The 15452-nt window shown below is 58.6% G+C and carries 13 protein-coding genes, 3 pseudogenes and 1 other annotated feature; of the genes and pseudogenes, 6 read left to right on the top strand and 10 right to left on the bottom strand.

Annotation, left to right across the window (positions count from 1 at the left end; translation table 11 throughout):
• Positions 1–36: 36 nt before the first annotated feature.
• The 4 genes from NCR40_RS28905 to NCR40_RS28920 all read right to left on the bottom strand — a co-directional run bounded on the left by NCR40_RS28905 (position 37) and on the right by NCR40_RS28920 (position 5103).
• Positions 37–885, bottom strand: coding sequence for an N-formylglutamate amidohydrolase (locus tag NCR40_RS28905; protein WP_250511490.1), 849 nt, complete (start codon positions 883–885; stop codon positions 37–39).
• Between the two features lie 151 nt (positions 886–1036).
• Positions 1037–2191, bottom strand: a complete 1155-nt coding sequence (locus tag NCR40_RS28910) for a porin (RefSeq protein ID WP_250511491.1) — start codon at positions 2189–2191, stop codon at positions 1037–1039.
• Positions 2192–2397: 206 nt separating this feature from the next.
• Positions 2398–3453 carry an ABC transporter substrate-binding protein gene (locus NCR40_RS28915; RefSeq protein ID WP_250511492.1) on the bottom strand — a complete coding sequence of 352 codons (1056 nt, stop codon included), beginning with the start codon at positions 3451–3453 and terminating at the stop codon, positions 2398–2400.
• A 75-nt stretch (positions 3454–3528) separates the two neighbouring features.
• On the bottom strand, positions 3529–5103 hold the full coding sequence (locus NCR40_RS28920; protein ID WP_250511493.1) for an FAD-dependent oxidoreductase: 1575 nt from the start codon (positions 5101–5103) through the stop codon (positions 3529–3531).
• A 266-nt stretch (positions 5104–5369) separates the two neighbouring features.
• Between NCR40_RS28920 and NCR40_RS28925 the strand changes: the two genes are divergently transcribed.
• The 3 genes from NCR40_RS28925 to NCR40_RS28935 are packed head-to-tail and all read left to right on the top strand — an operon-like array spanning position 5370 to position 7837.
• The gene (locus NCR40_RS28925; protein ID WP_250511494.1) at positions 5370–6050 is read left to right on the top strand and encodes a GntR family transcriptional regulator; all 681 of its coding nucleotides are present in this window, start codon (positions 5370–5372) and stop codon (positions 6048–6050) included.
• Entirely contained in the window at positions 6047–7027 is a 981-nt protein-coding gene (locus tag NCR40_RS28930; protein WP_250511495.1) for a 2-hydroxyacid dehydrogenase, read from the top strand. The genes NCR40_RS28925 and NCR40_RS28930 overlap by 4 nt, the downstream gene beginning before the upstream one ends.
• 39 nt (positions 7028–7066) lie before the next feature.
• Positions 7067–7837: a class II aldolase/adducin family protein gene (locus tag NCR40_RS28935; protein WP_250511496.1), complete on the top strand. Its 771-nt coding sequence runs from the start codon at positions 7067–7069 to the stop codon at positions 7835–7837.
• 722 nt (positions 7838–8559) lie between these two features.
• Here the strand turns inward: NCR40_RS28935 and NCR40_RS28940 are convergent.
• The 3 genes and pseudogenes from NCR40_RS28940 to NCR40_RS31675 all read right to left on the bottom strand — a co-directional run.
• Positions 8560–9252, bottom strand: a complete 693-nt coding sequence (locus NCR40_RS28940; protein WP_250511497.1) for an FAD-dependent oxidoreductase — start codon at positions 9250–9252, stop codon at positions 8560–8562.
• Between the two features lie 400 nt (positions 9253–9652).
• On the bottom strand, positions 9653–9826 hold the full coding sequence (locus tag NCR40_RS31670) for a transposase domain-containing protein (RefSeq protein ID WP_502801046.1): 174 nt from the start codon (positions 9824–9826) through the stop codon (positions 9653–9655).
• Between the two features lie 72 nt (positions 9827–9898).
• Positions 9899–10233: pseudogene (locus tag NCR40_RS31675) on the bottom strand (IS66 family transposase); the annotation flags it as partial.
• 8 nt (positions 10234–10241) lie between these two features.
• Here NCR40_RS31675 and NCR40_RS31680 point away from each other — a divergent pair.
• Positions 10242–10415 (top strand): hypothetical protein, encoded by a 174-nt coding sequence (locus NCR40_RS31680; RefSeq protein ID WP_502801042.1) that lies wholly within the window; start codon positions 10242–10244, stop codon positions 10413–10415.
• Between the two features lie 495 nt (positions 10416–10910).
• Here the strand turns inward: NCR40_RS31680 and NCR40_RS28950 are convergent.
• Both NCR40_RS28950 and NCR40_RS28955 read right to left on the bottom strand, forming a co-directional pair.
• Positions 10911–11225, bottom strand: a pseudogene (locus tag NCR40_RS28950) (integrase core domain-containing protein); the annotation flags it as partial.
• Positions 11226–11471: 246 nt separating this feature from the next.
• A protein-coding gene (locus NCR40_RS28955; RefSeq protein ID WP_502801043.1) for an IS3 family transposase occupies positions 11472–12721 on the bottom strand; the annotation gives its coding sequence in 2 pieces (ribosomal slippage) (positions 11472–12409 and positions 12409–12721; 1251 coding nt in all).
• Positions 12303–12419, bottom strand: a sequence feature (AL1L pseudoknot). It overlaps the preceding gene by 117 nt.
• 82 nt (positions 12722–12803) lie before the next feature.
• On the opposite strand from NCR40_RS28955, the gene tnpB reads away from it, so the two are divergent.
• Together tnpB and tnpC are read left to right on the top strand one after the other, a co-directional pair.
• On the top strand, positions 12804–13154 hold the full coding sequence (gene tnpB, locus NCR40_RS28960; RefSeq protein ID WP_250511499.1) for an IS66 family insertion sequence element accessory protein TnpB: 351 nt from the start codon (positions 12804–12806) through the stop codon (positions 13152–13154).
• A gap of 32 nt (positions 13155–13186) precedes the next feature.
• A pseudogene (tnpC, locus tag NCR40_RS28965) lies at positions 13187–14748 on the top strand (IS66 family transposase).
• 6 nt (positions 14749–14754) lie between these two features.
• Here the strand turns inward: tnpC and NCR40_RS28970 are convergent.
• On the bottom strand, positions 14755–15423 hold the full coding sequence (locus NCR40_RS28970) for a cation efflux transmembrane domain-containing protein (RefSeq protein ID WP_502801044.1): 669 nt from the start codon (positions 15421–15423) through the stop codon (positions 14755–14757).
• Between the last annotated feature and the right edge of the window lie 29 nt (positions 15424–15452).

Raw genomic sequence — 15452 nt, forward strand, 5'->3', positions numbered from 1 at the left:
GCGACGCACAGTCAGAAAAGCTTGGACGCGCGGGAATCAGTAGGCTTGGCCGCCTGCGACCAGTTCGGCCTTCACGAGTGCCTCGGCGGGCGGAAGGTGTCCGAGTGCATGGGTCAGCGACGTTAGAAAAAAGGTCATCCCGGCTACGCTAGGCGCGGCGTCGGCCCTGTCGTGTTTCGGCAGTTCAAGTTCGTTGCGCCAGCGGCCCGCAACTTCAATTTCGATGACATGCACGCCACGCTCAGGCTGGCCGTAGCGCTGCGCCGCGAAATTATCGGCCAGCTTGCCATTGACAACCCACGACCGCGCTTGCGGGCGCAATGCTTTGGTCAGGGCGCTGACCAGGCGCTGGTCGCACGATGTCCCCCGATTCGTCGCCGCGTTGCAATCGGCCGCGTCGACCTGCGAGCGATACGGCGATAGCCACGAACTCGCATGCGAGACGAGCAGGAGCACATTGGCGTGCACGGCGCGCAATCGGAGCAATTCGTCCGTGAGTGCGTCATGATACGGACGCCAGTATGCATCGACGCGTGCCTGGACTTCGGTTTCCGAAGGCTCGGCTCCGGGCTCGTAGAGCGCTTCGCCTCGCGAGGTATGCGTCCGGCACAAGCCGCTGCGATTGAGCCCGGCCGATAGCGGACGATGATCGAGCGCAACGTTGAAATCAACGACGCACGGATGCAGGCGAGCGCTAACGCAGGTCACCCTCTGACTTATCGCCGCTTGTTGCAACGCCACACCTGCCGGGTCGGACAGGCGACCGTCGATGTCTGCCCACACAGTCCGTGCCTGTAACTCGGGAGGCACGGTCGTACCAATATGCGGCGTCGCCACGATCACGGGTGCGCTGCCACGGAAAACCTGCCCGAATGTCAACTGCATGTGAAACCTCTGTTCTGTGCACGCGGGGGCGTCGATGATCCGACGAACCCGCTTTCATGCCAAGAACGTAGCCGATTAAATTCCGGCGTGCGTGGCATTAAGCGCCGCTTATGCAAAAAAAAAGCGGCGCTTACGTTAGCAGCCCAAGCGTTCAGAACTTATGACGCATGCCAACGATGCCCATTACCTGATTTTGCGTCGACGAGGCCGACAGGAAATTAATGTTCGCGACGGCCTTGTTACCTGTAGAGTCCGTGCCGGTCGCATGCTGATAGATTGCGTCGGCGTAGACGTCCGTGCGCTTGGACAGGAAGTAGTCGAGGCCGATCACGCCTTGGTGATACTTCGCATCGTTGACGCCGTAGCCTTTCGTGTAGTCATACGCGGCGCCGGCAAGCAATGCCGGCGTGAACTGATATTTGAAGTTAACTTCGACGTTATGGAACTTCGCATCACCACCCGCGCCGGTGGCGGGTAAGCCGGCGAGCGTGCCGATGTCCTTGAACTGCGTATTGCTATAGGTCGCGCCGACCGTTGCGCCGCCGAAGGCATAGGCCGCGCCCGCGGTCCAGATTTCCTGCGTCTTGGCCGACGCATAGCCCGAGTAAACGCGGCTTGCCGTCATGTTCGATGCCGTCGCGCTGGAGGTCGAGTTGTTGCCAAAGTACGAGAAGTTGGGGTCTTTCACGTTCACGTAAGCGATCCCTGCCGTGAGGGGACCATTGCCGTACCCTGCGCCCAGCGACCACACCTGATTGCGATTGAACTGGCCCGCCACGCCGCCCAGACTGTACATTCCGCCAAAACTGAAGCCGCCGTAGGTGAGGCTTTTAAACTTGACCGTGTTGTTCACGCGATTAGTGTTATTCATATTGTCGAGATCGCCGGGATGCGCGCCGTAGAAAGGCGACCATTGATCTGCGACTTCGAACACGCCCGTGAAATCCGCGATGGAATCATACTGACGGCCGAACGTCACGGTGCCCGCGCGTGCGGATTGCAGGCCAACATACGCCTGGCGGCCGAACTCGTCGCCGCCCTGACCCAGGCGTCCGCTGGCGATGCTGAAGCCGTTTTCCAGCACGAAGATGGCTTTCAGGCCGCCGCCGAGATCCTCGGCGCCACGCAAGCCCCAGCGGCTGCCCTGGATGTTTCCACTGCTCATCAGCCATTGCTTCTGACTCGCTGCATTATTTGTATAGACGATACCCACATCGATCAGACCGTAGAGCGTCACCGAACTTTGTGCATTCGCGGCGGCGGAAAAGACGAGCGGCAAACTGGCGACGACAAGCGTTTTCTTCATTTGAGTCTCTGCGTGTGGTGGATGTTCTCGTACCGAACGATTCGGCGAGGCACCCCAAGCGTAGATGCCCAAAATTCGGGCTTCGTTCGCCAGTTGAAAAGATGATTCTCTTAATTAGATTTGCTGATAAAGATGTGTGCGAACCACGCTTGCCCAGCGGGATAAGCGGCGCGCGCGCAGTGGGCCTGCGCAGGTGGCCGACCACATCAACTCATGATCCACTCTTTGAACCGCAGCCCGACGGCGTCGAAATTCTGCGTCCACCATGCATCGTTGACGAGTGTGTTGCCGTTTGACCCGATCTCGGGAATCCACTTTCGGCTTTCGGGGTTCATCAACGCAAGGGCTTTCCTGCTACTCGGCGTGTAGCCCAAAAGCTCCTGCAGCGCTGCTTGACGGTCGGGCCGCGTTGCGAATGCGATGAATTTGTACGCTGCATCCCTGTTCGGCGTATTTTTCACGACCGCCAGATATTCGAATCCGGCCATCGTTTGCTGGAACGAGAAATCGACAGCTCCGCCGCTCAGCTTCGCCGGTTTGACGCGCGCCGAATACGTGTACGTGTAGTCGGTTTCGCCTGCATCCAGCAAGGTCAGCGTTTGCGGTGTCGACTCAATCCATTTCGCCACGTGCGGTTTGATTCGATCCAAAACCCTGAATGCCCGGTCGATGTCGAGCGGATACAGCTTTGCTGGATCCACGCCGTCAGCCAGCAAGGCCATCTCGAACGTTTCGCTCGGCCGACTGCGGAACGTGCGTTTGCCGGGGAACGCCACGGGATCGAAGTATTCCTTAAAGTTTTGAGGATGCTTACCGCCGAGCTTTTTCGGGTTCCACGCGATACCGCCAACGAACACATACCAGGGAACCAGATTGTTTTGAACGTCGACGATCAGATCCTTGCGATCGAACATGTTCGGGTCGAGCGTTTCCCACAGCCCTGCGTTGACGCCCGCGACACCCAGTGCGCTCGGCGCATCGAACACGTCCCATTGCACGTTATTGGTCATTACCTGCGCACGGAGCTTTGCGAGATCCGCCGTGTCGAACATGTTGACCTGAATGCCCGTCTCCGCCGTGAAAGGATCGGCGATGGCCCGCTTGACCGCATCATGATAAGTGCCGCCCCAACTGACGAGCGTCATCGACTTCGATGCGGCTCTCACAAGCGCCGGGCTGGCAAGGGCAGCGCCAGTCACGGCGGACGCCTTGATGAAGAGACGGCGCGACTCGGATTGCAACGGCTTCGCTTTGATGGACATGGCTTGGACTCGCTATCTGTGTGGAAGGTGGACGGACAGGTTCGGATTCGTGTTGCCGACAAACAACGCGCGGACTCAGACAGTCAGAGCGACGGGCGCCATTCGCCTCAAATGCTGCGCATTCAGGTAGTCAGTCAGCCCGGCGACTTCCTCCCGGACGCGCGCTTCGTCCCAATTCAAGGCATCCATCGCGAGACGCGCCACCTGCGTGATCACCGGCCCGGTCAGTTCCGGATTCCAGCCCAGTGGCGTTCGGCGGCAGACCAGATCGATCAGGCTCGTCACGTCCTCATCTCTCAGGATCGCGCGCAGAAGAGATCGGGCGGCGGGCGTGAGTTCGCCCGCGCGGGTCGTGTCGTTGGCCACTTCGGTGCGCAGGGCCGTCGAATAGATCGGCGTTTGTTTCGGTCCCGTGCTGCGAATTCGCCTGCGCACGGCCGCGACGATCTTGCGCGCCGAGTGACGATGAAGATTGAAGGTGCCCCACGTCAGCGCGAGCAGGTTCGGCATGCCGTCGGACGCCATGTCGTGCAGGACACTGAACGGCAGACGCTTGCCCTTCGGATAAAGCGGGTCGAACGTCATGGGCCGAACCCCGGCCCATGCAGAGATCACGTGTTCGCGCGTCAAGCCGAGTCCCGGCATCAGGTGGTTGGCCTCGTCGAGCAAGAAGCGAATCTCGTCTTCTTCCGGCACCACCCGGTCGATATCGCCCTCATACATAGTCTCGGTCGGACCGATGTAGTGAAACTCACCCGCCGGCAGGCAGAAGATCGCCTCATTCTCCCGGTTCATGGCCGCGATGCCTTCGTTGGCGAAATCGGACGGCATCCTGACCAGAATGTGGCTCCCCTTGATGCCGATGACGCGGCGGCGCGCGGCCCCGGCAGCCACGCCGCGATGCAGATCGTCCATCCACACGCCCGCCGCGTTGATGACCACGCTGGCGCTCAGTTGCGCGTGCTGCGTGGGGTCTAGGCAGTCGCGCAGCGAAAGCTGCCACTTGCCGTCCGGTGCGCGCCACAGCCGTTCCACCTTCGTATAGTTGCGGACCGTTGCGCCAAGCCGCCGCGCGTCCATAACTGCGTCGATCGTGATGCGCTCGGGCCAGACGAACGTGAAATCACTGAAGCGGGCGAAATGCGTGATCGACGACTGGTCGCGCAGCCAGTCGCCAGGACGGTCACGTTTGCTGCCGTCGTTTCTGGTGCGCCGGTAAGTTAGCGGAACGCGTCCGAGCTTCGACAGCCGCAGCGCCAGCACGCCCAGATCCACATGCCAGCCGCGGTAAGGGGTGTCCTTGTAGATCGGCATCGTGAGACTCAAGGGCTTCAGCTTGTCCGGGATGGTTGCGATGAGTTCGCCCATTGCCGCCATCGACTGGAAGGCCGTGCCCGCAAGTTCAAAAAAGCGCAGCGGGTGGGCCAGGTGTTCCCACAACGAGCGCTTCGGCGCGAAGTAGCGCAAACCGCTATGCAGGATACGGCTCGATCGGCTCGACGCCGCCGAGCCGTAGTCGCCCTTGTCGACCATGGCGACCCGATATCCGGCGGCCGCAAGATGCTGCGCCGCCGATGCACCATTGATTCCGGCCCCGATCACCGCGACATCGAAATGGCGCTCCTGCAACAACCCAAGATTGATACGCAAATCGATCCCCTGTCAACAATTTCGGTATACGTTATTGATGAACAAAAACATCGTCAACAAGATATAAGGCCAAATTACGGGATAAAAATCGATTAAAGCTTTAAATGATTGCCTGTAACAAATTTTAGGTATACATTTTCCTCAATCCTGCTTGCTCGAAAAACGGCAAGAAAACTGGCAAGCGGGACCGGAATGCGGCGCACAAGCGTGGCCGCCGCTCAGACCGCGCTCGCGCCCTTTCGCACCATGCGCAGGAGTGAACAGAGATGGAATTAACTAACGATGTGTCGGATAACCTGCGTCAGATCGCACCGCGACGAAGCGAGCAGGTATATGCGGAACTGAAGGACCAACTGCTGCAAGCCGGTATCCGGCCTGGCGAACGTCTTTACGAAAGCAGTGTGGCCGAGCGCTTCAATGCCAGCCGCACGCCGGTTCGCGAGGCCCTCATGCAGCTTGAGAAAGAAAAGCTGATCGAACGCGACGGCCGCGCGTATGTCGTCCGGAAGATGACGGAAGACGACCTGACGCAACTGTACGAAGCGCGACTCTGCATCGAGACGCAGACCATCCGCAGTGCCATCGACAAGATCACGCCGGACGATATCGACGAACTCAAGCGCCATATCGAGCTGATGTGGAAGGCGATCGAAACGGCGGACGTCGAACGCTTCAACAAGATCGATTCACAGTTCCATCTGCATATCGCCGCCTTGTCGGGCAACCGGGTTCTTTACGGCATGCTAGTTGGCGTTCACGAGCAAGTGATGATGATTCGCAACATCGCCGTACGCGAGATTCTGAACCTGACATCGGCCAACGAGGAACACGCGCGAATCGTCGATGCCATCGCGCGGAAAAACGTCGAGGCGGCGGTAGCGGAGTTGAAAGCGCATCTGGTCCTCACCAACGTGGTCAAACTCTTCGAAATCAAAGCTCAAAAATGAACAAGATCCTTGACCTTGGCAAGCGCACGACTACGCCGGGCAAAGCGCCGACGGTGCTATTTCTGTGGGAAGGCGAAGACTCGGAACCGTGGCGGCAGCATATGGTGCCCTATCTCGACGGACTCGATTTCCGCACCGTTGCCGACGTCGGCGACCCAACAGACATCGACTACGTACTGACATGGATGCCGCCTGTTGGCGCATTGGCGGGCTATCCGAATCTGAAAGCGATCTTTTCGATCGGCGCTGGCGTCACCCATATTCTGCGCGACGAGTTGCTGCCGGACGACGTGCCGATCTTCCGGCTAATCGATCCAGTACTCACACAGGACATGACGTGTCACGCCCTGCACTGGGTCCTGCATTTTCATCGGAACTATGCGGTGTATGCCGGGCAGCAAAGCAACAGCGAATGGCTGCGGCACAAGATTCACGCGAATTCGACCTGCCGCGTGGGCGTTCTCGGCATGGGCACTGTGGGCGCCGGCGTCGCGGCAACGCTGCGCGATCTGCAGTTCGACGTGGCGGGCTGGAGCCGCTCGGAAAAGAAGATCCCGGGCGTAAAGAGTTATTTCGGCGGGGATCAGTTGCGCTCGTTTCTGAATCGCACCGACATACTCATCTCGCTGCTGCCGCCCACGCCGGACACCTGCAACCTGATCGATGCGCAGCGCCTGAGCGAGATGCCGCGAGGCTCGTATCTGATCAATATGAGTCGTGGCGACATTGTCGTGGATCAGGCATTGTTGGCGTCGCTCGATTCGGAACACACGGCAGGTGCGGCGCTGGATGTGTTTCGTCGCGAGCCGCTGGCGAAGGACGACCCTTATTGGCGTCATCCGCGTGTGCATGTCACGCCGCACGCAGCGGCGGCGACCACTCCAGAATACGGTGCGCGTCGCATTGCCTTGAACATCAAAAGCCTGATCGAAGGCGGATGGCCCGACGGCGAGCTCGATCGATCGCGCGGCTACTGATCGATTCGAACCGTACACACTCACTTCCTAATCGATTCCATGAACAAGATTGCGGATACTTTTCAGTCCCCGGCCGAGCAGGAACATGCCACGCGCGTGCAATTGGCGGCCCTGTACAGGCTCGTTGCGCACTTCAGATTGACCGACATGATCGACACGCACATCACGGCGCGCGTTCCGGGCGAATCTCCCTCGTTCCTCATCAACCGGCATGGCGTGCTGTTTCAGGAGATGTGCGCATCCGATCTTGTCAGGATCGACTATCTCGGCCGCGTCTGCGAAGGCGAGAATGCGACCCATGAAGATGTCAACGCGGCCGGCTTCGTGATTCATTCGGCGATACACATGGCACGCCCGGACCTTCACTTCATCATTCACACGCACAGCGCGTCGGGAATCGCGGTTGCGGCGCAGGAACACGGTCTCTTGCCAATCAGCCAGCATGCGATGAAGTACTACGAGAAGCTCGCCTATCACGACTATGAAGGCATTGCGCTGAGTTTGAGTGAAAGAGAGCGACTCGTGAACGATCTGGGCCAGCATAACGCGATGATCTTGCGCAACCACGGGCTGCTGACGGCGGGCGCGACGGCTCACGACGCATTCCAGGAATTCTATTATCTTGAGCGCGCCTGCGATGCGCAAATCAAGGCACTCGCAGGAGGATCCCCACTACGCATGCCATCTCCCGAAGTTTGCCGATTGACTGCCAGTCAATACGTACGTGAGAGTTCACCACGGACCAACAAGCTGGCTTGGCAGGCTGCGCTGCGACTAATCGATAAAGACATGCCAGACTATAGAAGTTAGAGGCGCGCCCTCTGCGATCGAGGGGTATTCGGAATGGTTATCAACTATCGATCCATCACCCTCTTCCGTTTCCTTGTGAACGCCAAGCTTTGCGACGCTACGCTGTTATTTATTTCTAGCTCAAGCGCATCATTTATCTTCTTGATAGTCGATCGCTGCGATGGCCCAACCCGTTGAGCGTATGTAGCAGTTTCCAGTTTCTAGCGATTGGTGACAAAAGCCCCAGCAATCATACCGATTCGACGAAACAATGCTTGCAATCGAAGCGGCGCCGGACTTTCTGCCAGGGGCGCCTTGTCATCTTCCCTTTGAAGTCGCAGCCTCTCATGCGCCGAAATTCACGGTGCGCTGGAACGACATCTTGTGCGTCGGCGACGTTCAGGGGAAAACGCGTTGCCTCTTCGTTCGAGCGGGGACTTAGACGCATACTCGCAGCGGTCGACGGGGAGAGTCGTATCTTGCGCGTTTTTCAAGCGTTCTAGTGCCAGGATTGCATCACACGGCACGCGGTCCGGTCATGCGCTCACTAATCGAATTTTCGTCTGTACCAGCAGTGGTAAGCTCGTCCAACGTTTATCGAGCATAGTCGTGCGCCTTGCAAACACTGCGGCGTCATTCGCCGCACTCCGGTAACAACGGACGCCGGCCATGCATGCCCTGCATTTTCAACCATTTGGATAACTCGTGGGCGGAACGGCCCGTAGATCTGGTCGTGTCCCCCTCTAACATGATCGAACGCGACACGACGCTAACGTCAGTCCCCGAACTAATTTGACTTCGCACCCAAGAACTTCTGGCTCAGTCAAAGTCAAACTCCTTTTTGTCGAATCGCGAAGCCCTGTACGGATCAAGATTCTCCACGCCGACACCATCGAGCAGCTCCGCGGTGATGAATTGGGAAAGGATCGGGCCCAGCGTAACTGCGGCATCGTAGTAATCGCAACTACGCCCAGCAGGGCTTCGGACTCACTGATTACCGGAAGACCATCGATGGGAATCACCCGTTTCGTGCTGGTCACCTTTTCGATCACTGCGTCTTCCAGACCCGCGATCACTGTGCGCGCAGTTTCCAGCAGCGCGCGCGGATCGGATGCCGTGGGATCGCCCAACGGCGACCCCGTGAAATGTTGCGCTATGACGATGCGTCCGTCCTGCCGCAGAATAGCGTGCACGCGTGGACTAAAAATTACTCGCTCGAATAGCGGCGGCAACGCGCTCAAATGCACGACGCTTCCGACGCTGTTCTCGAGCGGCGCAACCAATTCTGCTCCTCGCAGCATGTCCTCGTTACCCACGCCACCCGCGAAGACGAGGATATCCGCAATGCGCCGCCCCTTTGCCGTCTGAACTTCGTACGCGGCGCCCTTTTTGTCGAAGCCGATGAAAGCGTCATTCGGCGAATATTCCACGCCCATGCTACGGCAGTCTGAGATTGACCCGCTCTGACGGACGGATTTGCAGTCAAGGGTTCAACGTTATCTAGCCTCCGTTGAGTGTTGAATCGCGAGTTGTCCACGGACGGGCAGCGGGTCGTTTTTCACGACCACGACGCTGCCCGTCGGTGGGCAACTCGCAGGGTGATGCGGCTCTTGTCTTCGCGCTCAGGTTTTCGAATTCGAGCGGCGAACAATATCCGATGCTGCTATGCAGGCGGCGTACGTTGTACCGTAAGCGGCTCAGCTGGGCCGTATCCTCATGCGCGCGCGAGTGAGGCAAGATGGTGTTGGTGATGGCGTGGTGGAATTCGTGTCGATCACGAGAGATCGTGCCCACGATTGTCGATCATGGACACGATCTATCCAAATCCATCCAGATCTAGCCGGTTGATAGTGTGAGCGGGTTGGCTGGTTTCAGCTTGTCGGCCACGTTCCAGGGTAGCAGTTCGTCGATGCGAGAGATCTTGTGATCAGCGATGTGGGTCAGGACGTATTCCAGGTAGGCACGCGGGTTGATTCCGTTGAGCTTGCACGTTCCGATCAAGCTATACATCGCGGCGGCCCGCTCGCCCCCGCTGTCGGAGCCAACGAACAGATAATTTTTGCGTCCGAGCGCGACACAGCGCAAGGCGTTTTCGGCAAGCACGTTGCTTATCTCGGCCAGACCGTCCCCGCAGTAGAATGTGAGGGCTGCCCAGTGGTTCAGCGAGTAGTTGATCGCCTTGGCGAGCGCGGACTTCGTCGATAGCGTCGTGAGTTTTGCCCTGATCGTCGTTTCGAATTCACGAGCAACGGCTTGCTCTTCTCCCGCCTCACGCGCAGACGCTCGTCTGATTCTTTGCCGCGGATATCGGCTTCTATGCTGTAGAGCTCGCCGATCATCTCGAGCAGCTGCTGGGTATTCGCAGTCGTCGTGCGCGCGTGAAGATCATAAATGTACCTCCTCGCGTGATCCAGCATGCCGCTTCGTGGATCTCGCCGCTCGAGTACAGTTGATCGAACCCCGAGTAAGCATCGGCCTGCACGATGCCGTGGAATGCGGCGAGCCGGGTTTGAGGGTGGACGCCTTTGCGATCCGGGGAGAAGTCGGTTCAAAGATCGGCGGCGACGCAATAGATAACAACGCGAAGAACGCGATGTAGTGTGCAATCGAGTTGGAGAGGCATGCATGGATGTCGCGTCATGCACGTTTTTAGGAAGTCGGTGAGCGGAAGTGCGAGATCTGCAGCCTGAAGCGAGTTACGCGAGCAGCCGTCGAGCAGGGTGACGCAGGTCTGCGGCGATAGCTAGGAGCCCCCGATTGACCAGTGCTCCTGCAGGCGCTGTGACTTTCGTTGGTGGACGACATGATTAACGACGCATTTCGTCGGGGCGGTTGAGGCTCAATGCCCCTGCTGCCGTACTCTCGCTTAGCGACCGAGATCGCTGCCACGTCTCGAAACTGCGCACTCAAACGTGTTTGCAACGCAAATCTCGAATGTGTAGCGACGCACCGGTTGCCGATTGGCGACGTCCAAAGTTGACAACGGCTGAGTGACCATGGAGAAACATCTTCCCCTGCCGTCGTCCATGGGCATATGCACCCATGTCGACCGGCGTCTTAAGCGCGACTACAACGGCGTGACCTGCCCGCTTTTCTAAGACCACTGCGTTCTAGCAATAACGGCTTGGGTTGAATTTCTTTCTAAGCGCTGGCGGTACGCCAGCGGCGTGTCGTAGTTCAGACTCGAATGCGGTCGAACCTCGTTGTAATGCCGTCGCCAGTCGTCAATCACGATCTTGGCTTCAATCCGATTGCGGAACCATTCCATGGCAAGACATTCGTCACGGAATTTACCGTTGAAGCTTTCGTTCGTGCCATTCTGCCAGGGCTTGCCGGGATCGATTAACACCGATTCGATCTTCTCCGATACCACCCACTTGAGCAACGCTGCGCTGACAAACTCTGGGCCGTAGTACATGCAGAATGCCAGCCATCGGTGTAAGGAGCATCCTCCGGATTGTCTGTTCACCATCGGAGAGAACGAAATGGCTGAGGTGACCTGCCCGCTTTTCTAGGACCACTGCGTTCTAGCAATAACGGCTTGGGTTGAATTTCTTTCTAAGCGCTGGCGGTACGCCAGCGGTGTGTCGTAGTTCAGACTCGAATGCGGTCGAACTGAAGCGCACCGGGAACTTCGGAGACGGTTTTGCTGGAGTTACGCTGCCATCGGCATTCCAGCGATTTGCTCATAGTAGCGGGCTTCCGCTTCGGCCGGCGGGATGTTGCCGATCGGCTCAAGTAGGCGTCGATGATTAAACCAGTCCACCCATTCAAGCGTGGCGAGTTCAACCGCCTGCACGTTACGCCATGGTCCGCGACGATGAATAACTTCTGCCTTGTAAAGGCCGTTGATCGTTTCGGCGAGTGCGTTATCGTATGAATCTCCGACGCTGCCGACTGACGGTTCGATTCCTGCTTCGGCTAGACGCTCCGTGTACCGAATTGAAACGTATTGCGATCCGCGGTCCGAATGAAGTACCAAACGGTTACTTTCGGCTGGTCGGCGCTCATGTACCGCCTGCTCCAGCGCGTCCAACACGAAGTCGGTACGCGCTGAGCTTGACACTCTCCAGCCTACAATGCGTCGCGCGAACACATCAACGATGAAGGCAACATAAGCGAAGCCTTGCCAGGTAGCCACGAAGGCGAAATCTGACACCCACAGCGCGTTCGGCCGTGACGCTTTGAACTGCCGCTGGACGTGATCAAGCGGGCACGGTGTGTTTCGCTCGCTAACGGTGGTTCGAATCGATCTGCCGCGCCGCACACCTTGCAGCCCGAGCCGCTTCATCAGTCGCTCGACAGTACACCGTGCGAGCTTGAATCCTTCGCGCGAGAGCTGCCGCCAAACCTTGCGCGCACCATACACCCGAAAGTTCTCCTCCCATACACGCCGGATGTGCTGACACAGCAGTGCATCGCGCTGCGCGCGCGGCGGCAGCCGACGCGGATCAGCGCGTCGAGACGAATGAAGGTAATACGTCGACGGGGCGATCGGCAGCACCCTGCAGATCGGCTCGACCCCATACGCCGACCGGTGATCGTCAATGAAGGCAATCATCACTTCGGTCGGCGGTCGAGCTCCGCCTGTGCGAAATATGCCGAGGCCTTGCGCAGGATTTCATTGGCCTGACGCAGTTCCCGGACTTCGCGTTCAAGCTCGCGGATGCGGTCCTGCTCCTGCGTCTTGGGGCCCGCGCGCAGACCACGATCGCTCTCAGCCTGACGAACCCAGTTTCTTAACGTTTCGCGTGAGCAACCCATCTTGGCGGCAATCGACTGGATTGCTTCCCATTGCGTCGCGTACTCTGCACGATGCTCGAACACCATACGAACCGCGCGCTCACGCACTTCCGCCGAATATTTCGGCGCCGTCTTCCGTTTTGCTTTGTCGAGGTTTTCCATGACTCTATTCTCTCAGGAGTAAAGGTCTCCGGAAAACCCGGTGCGCTTCAACGGCAATCGTTCAGATGCTCGGGAGGCTGCCATGTTCCGGTTCGACGAAGGATTGAAGGTCTATCTGTATCGTGATCCGGTGGACTTCCGCGTGGGCATCAACGGCATGTCGATCCTGATTGAGCAGACGATGCGTCTGAACCCGTTGGCGACGGCTCTATTCGTGTTCGGCAACCGGCGCCGCGACCGTATCAAGATTCTCGGCTGGGGCGGCAATGGATTCTGGCTGTTCCTCAAGCGCCTCGAAGCCGAGCACTTCATCTGGCCAAATGGAAGCGACACGGTCACACTCAGCGTTGAACAACTGCACTGGTTGCTCGACGGCATTGACCTTGCTGTTATCCAGAAGCATCCCCGACGCTATTACGAACGAATCAGTTGAACGTGCGCCGCGGCAGTACGGTCTAACCGACCATGCCGAACGACATCGTCACACTGAGTGCAGAAGAGTATCAGGCGTTGCTCGCAGAGCGCGAAGCATTGCGTGATCAACTTCGTTTGGCGAAGGCTGAGCGTGATCTTGCGGAAGAGCGGCTGCGTGCGTACAGGCACGAGTTGTTCAGCGCATCGAGCGAAGCTCGTGCGACCGAGCAGCTCGGCTTGTTCAACGAGGCTGAAGCACTCGGTGCTAACGTCACGCCGGCGCGTGAGGGCGAACCCGCCTCAAAAGTTGCGGGTCACACGCGTTGCAAGCGTGGTCGCAAACCGCTTGATCCGAATCTGCCGCGCGAGATCGTGCGGCATGACTTACCCGAATCGGACCGCTTCTGCACACACGACGGCCATGCACTGGTTGAGATCGGCGTCGAGACCAGCGAGCAGCTCGACGTGATTCCCGAACAGGTACGTGTCATCCAGCATCAGCGCGTTAAATACGCATGTCCCTGCTGCGACCTGGGCATCAAGGTCATACCGGCGTCGGCACGAATCATCCCGCGCGGGCTACTCACCGAATCCGCGCTTGCGTGGATCATCACCGGCAAGTATCAGTACGGTATGCCACTGTACCGGCAGGCGACGCTGTTACGCCGCTTTGGTGGCGACATCTCGTCGAATGCGCTAGCTGCCAGTGTCGTGCGTGTTGGGCAAGCGGTGCAGCCGGTCATCAATCTAATGCGCGATGCGCTGCTCTAATCGGAACTCATCTACGGCGACGAGACGACCTTCCAGGTACTGAAGGAGCCGGGTCGACGACCCAAGCGAAGAGTTATCTCTGGGCACAGGTCAACGGCTCCGGACCGCCTGTGCGAATGTTCTCGTATTCTCCGGGACGAGGCGCACAACATGCCCACAGGCTTTATGCTGGCGTAAAGCCCGGCACCATTCTCATGACCGATGGGTACGAGCTTTACAACGGCATTGCCCACGACCATCAGCTTGTGCATCTTGGGTGTTGGGCACACGTGCGCAGGGGTTTCATCAAGGCCGAAGAGAACGTGCCGAAAGCGGCACGCTCACCGGATCTGCTGGCTACGCGATTCATCGCGCTGATTGGCAGACTATTCGCCACTGAGGCGCGCAGCGCGCAGTGGCAACCTGAACGTCGGCAGCGGCTGCGTGCGCGATACAGTACTCGCGTGCTCGCCATCATCGAACGATTGATGACCGCGCAGTTGCCTGCTGTTGTGCCATCAAGTCTGCTGGGAAAAGCCCTGCCTTACATGAGCGGGCAGTGGCCCAAGCTGGTCCGCTACATTAGAAACGGAAACTGGCCTATATCAAATAACCTGTGTGAGAACGCAATCAGGCCGTTCGTCGTCGGACGCAAGAGCTGGCTCTTTGCCGACACGGTTGCCGGTGCGCAGGCTAGCGCCAATCTCTACTCGCTCGTTAAGTCCGCCAAGGCAAACAGTACTGATCCTTACCGCTACCTTCTCTGGCTGTTTCAGCGGCTGCCGCATGCGATGTCCGTCGACGAATACGCGGCACTCCTTCCCTGGAACTCGCCAGGTACATGTCGAGCAGCGCAATGCTGATGCAAATTACAGTTCTGCAGGAACGCCTCGACCGACGGCGTGATCGCGCAGTTCTGCATTGGACTGACGAAGGATGTGCGTTGCAGACGTCAAGGCGAGCAGCGACATGATCGCCGCAACGACCAGATCTGGCCACGCAGAGCCGGTCCCGAACACGCCGAGTGCGGCCAGCAGGACAGCAACGTTCCCCAGTACGTCGTTACGGGTGCAGAGCCACACGCTGCGCATGTTGCTGTCTCCGTCCTTAAATCGAAACAGCAGTGCCGCTACCGTGCCGTTTGCAAAAATGGCACATGTTCCAACAACCCCCATAGTCGGCGCGCTCGGCACGCGGCCGCTGAAGAGATGCCACGCTGCAAGGCCTAGCACCCAAATGCCAAACGCCAGCATGGATAGGGCCTTGAGTCGAGACGCGTTTGCACGCGCGGATAGGCCCAATCCCAATACAAAGAGGCTGATGCCGTAGTTGGCCGCGTCGCCCCGAAAGTCGAGCGAATCCGCTAGTAGCGACGCCGATCCGTCGCGCAGTCCGGTCGACACTTGGACGGCGAACATGACGAAGTTGATAGCGAGCGCGATCCAAAGCAATCTGCGATACCCGGCGCGGGGCGGCGTGGATTGAGCATCACAATGGTTACAGCAACGTCCTGGCACGGAGGTTCCCCGACGAGTCACGAGAAGAGTATCGTGAACCCTGTAGCCAC

Origin of the sequence: Caballeronia sp. GACF4 (assembly GCF_023631025.1) — a bacterium.
In the GTDB taxonomy this organism is placed as follows: Bacteria; Pseudomonadota; Gammaproteobacteria; order Burkholderiales; family Burkholderiaceae; genus Caballeronia.

Bases quoted from the DNA above. Each gene is read 5' to 3' on its own strand.
- NCR40_RS28935 (WP_250511496.1), top strand. From the start codon at position 7,067: ATGAACAAGATTGCGGATACTTTTCAGTCCCCGGCCGAGCAGGAACAT.
- tnpB (WP_250511499.1), top strand. From the start codon at position 12,804: ATGTTCCGGTTCGACGAAGGATTGAAGGTCTATCTGTATCGTGATCCG.
- NCR40_RS28940 (WP_250511497.1), bottom strand. From the start codon at position 9,252: ATGGGCGTGGAATATTCGCCGAATGACGCTTTCATCGGCTTCGACAAA.
- NCR40_RS28905 (WP_250511490.1), bottom strand. From the start codon at position 885: ATGCAGTTGACATTCGGGCAGGTTTTCCGTGGCAGCGCACCCGTGATC.
- NCR40_RS31670 (WP_502801046.1), bottom strand. From the start codon at position 9,826: ATGTATAGCTTGATCGGAACGTGCAAGCTCAACGGAATCAACCCGCGT.
- NCR40_RS28930 (WP_250511495.1), top strand. From the start codon at position 6,047: ATGAACAAGATCCTTGACCTTGGCAAGCGCACGACTACGCCGGGCAAA.
- NCR40_RS28915 (WP_250511492.1), bottom strand. From the start codon at position 3,453: ATGTCCATCAAAGCGAAGCCGTTGCAATCCGAGTCGCGCCGTCTCTTC.
- NCR40_RS28925 (WP_250511494.1), top strand. From the start codon at position 5,370: ATGGAATTAACTAACGATGTGTCGGATAACCTGCGTCAGATCGCACCG.
- NCR40_RS28910 (WP_250511491.1), bottom strand. From the start codon at position 2,191: ATGAAGAAAACGCTTGTCGTCGCCAGTTTGCCGCTCGTCTTTTCCGCC.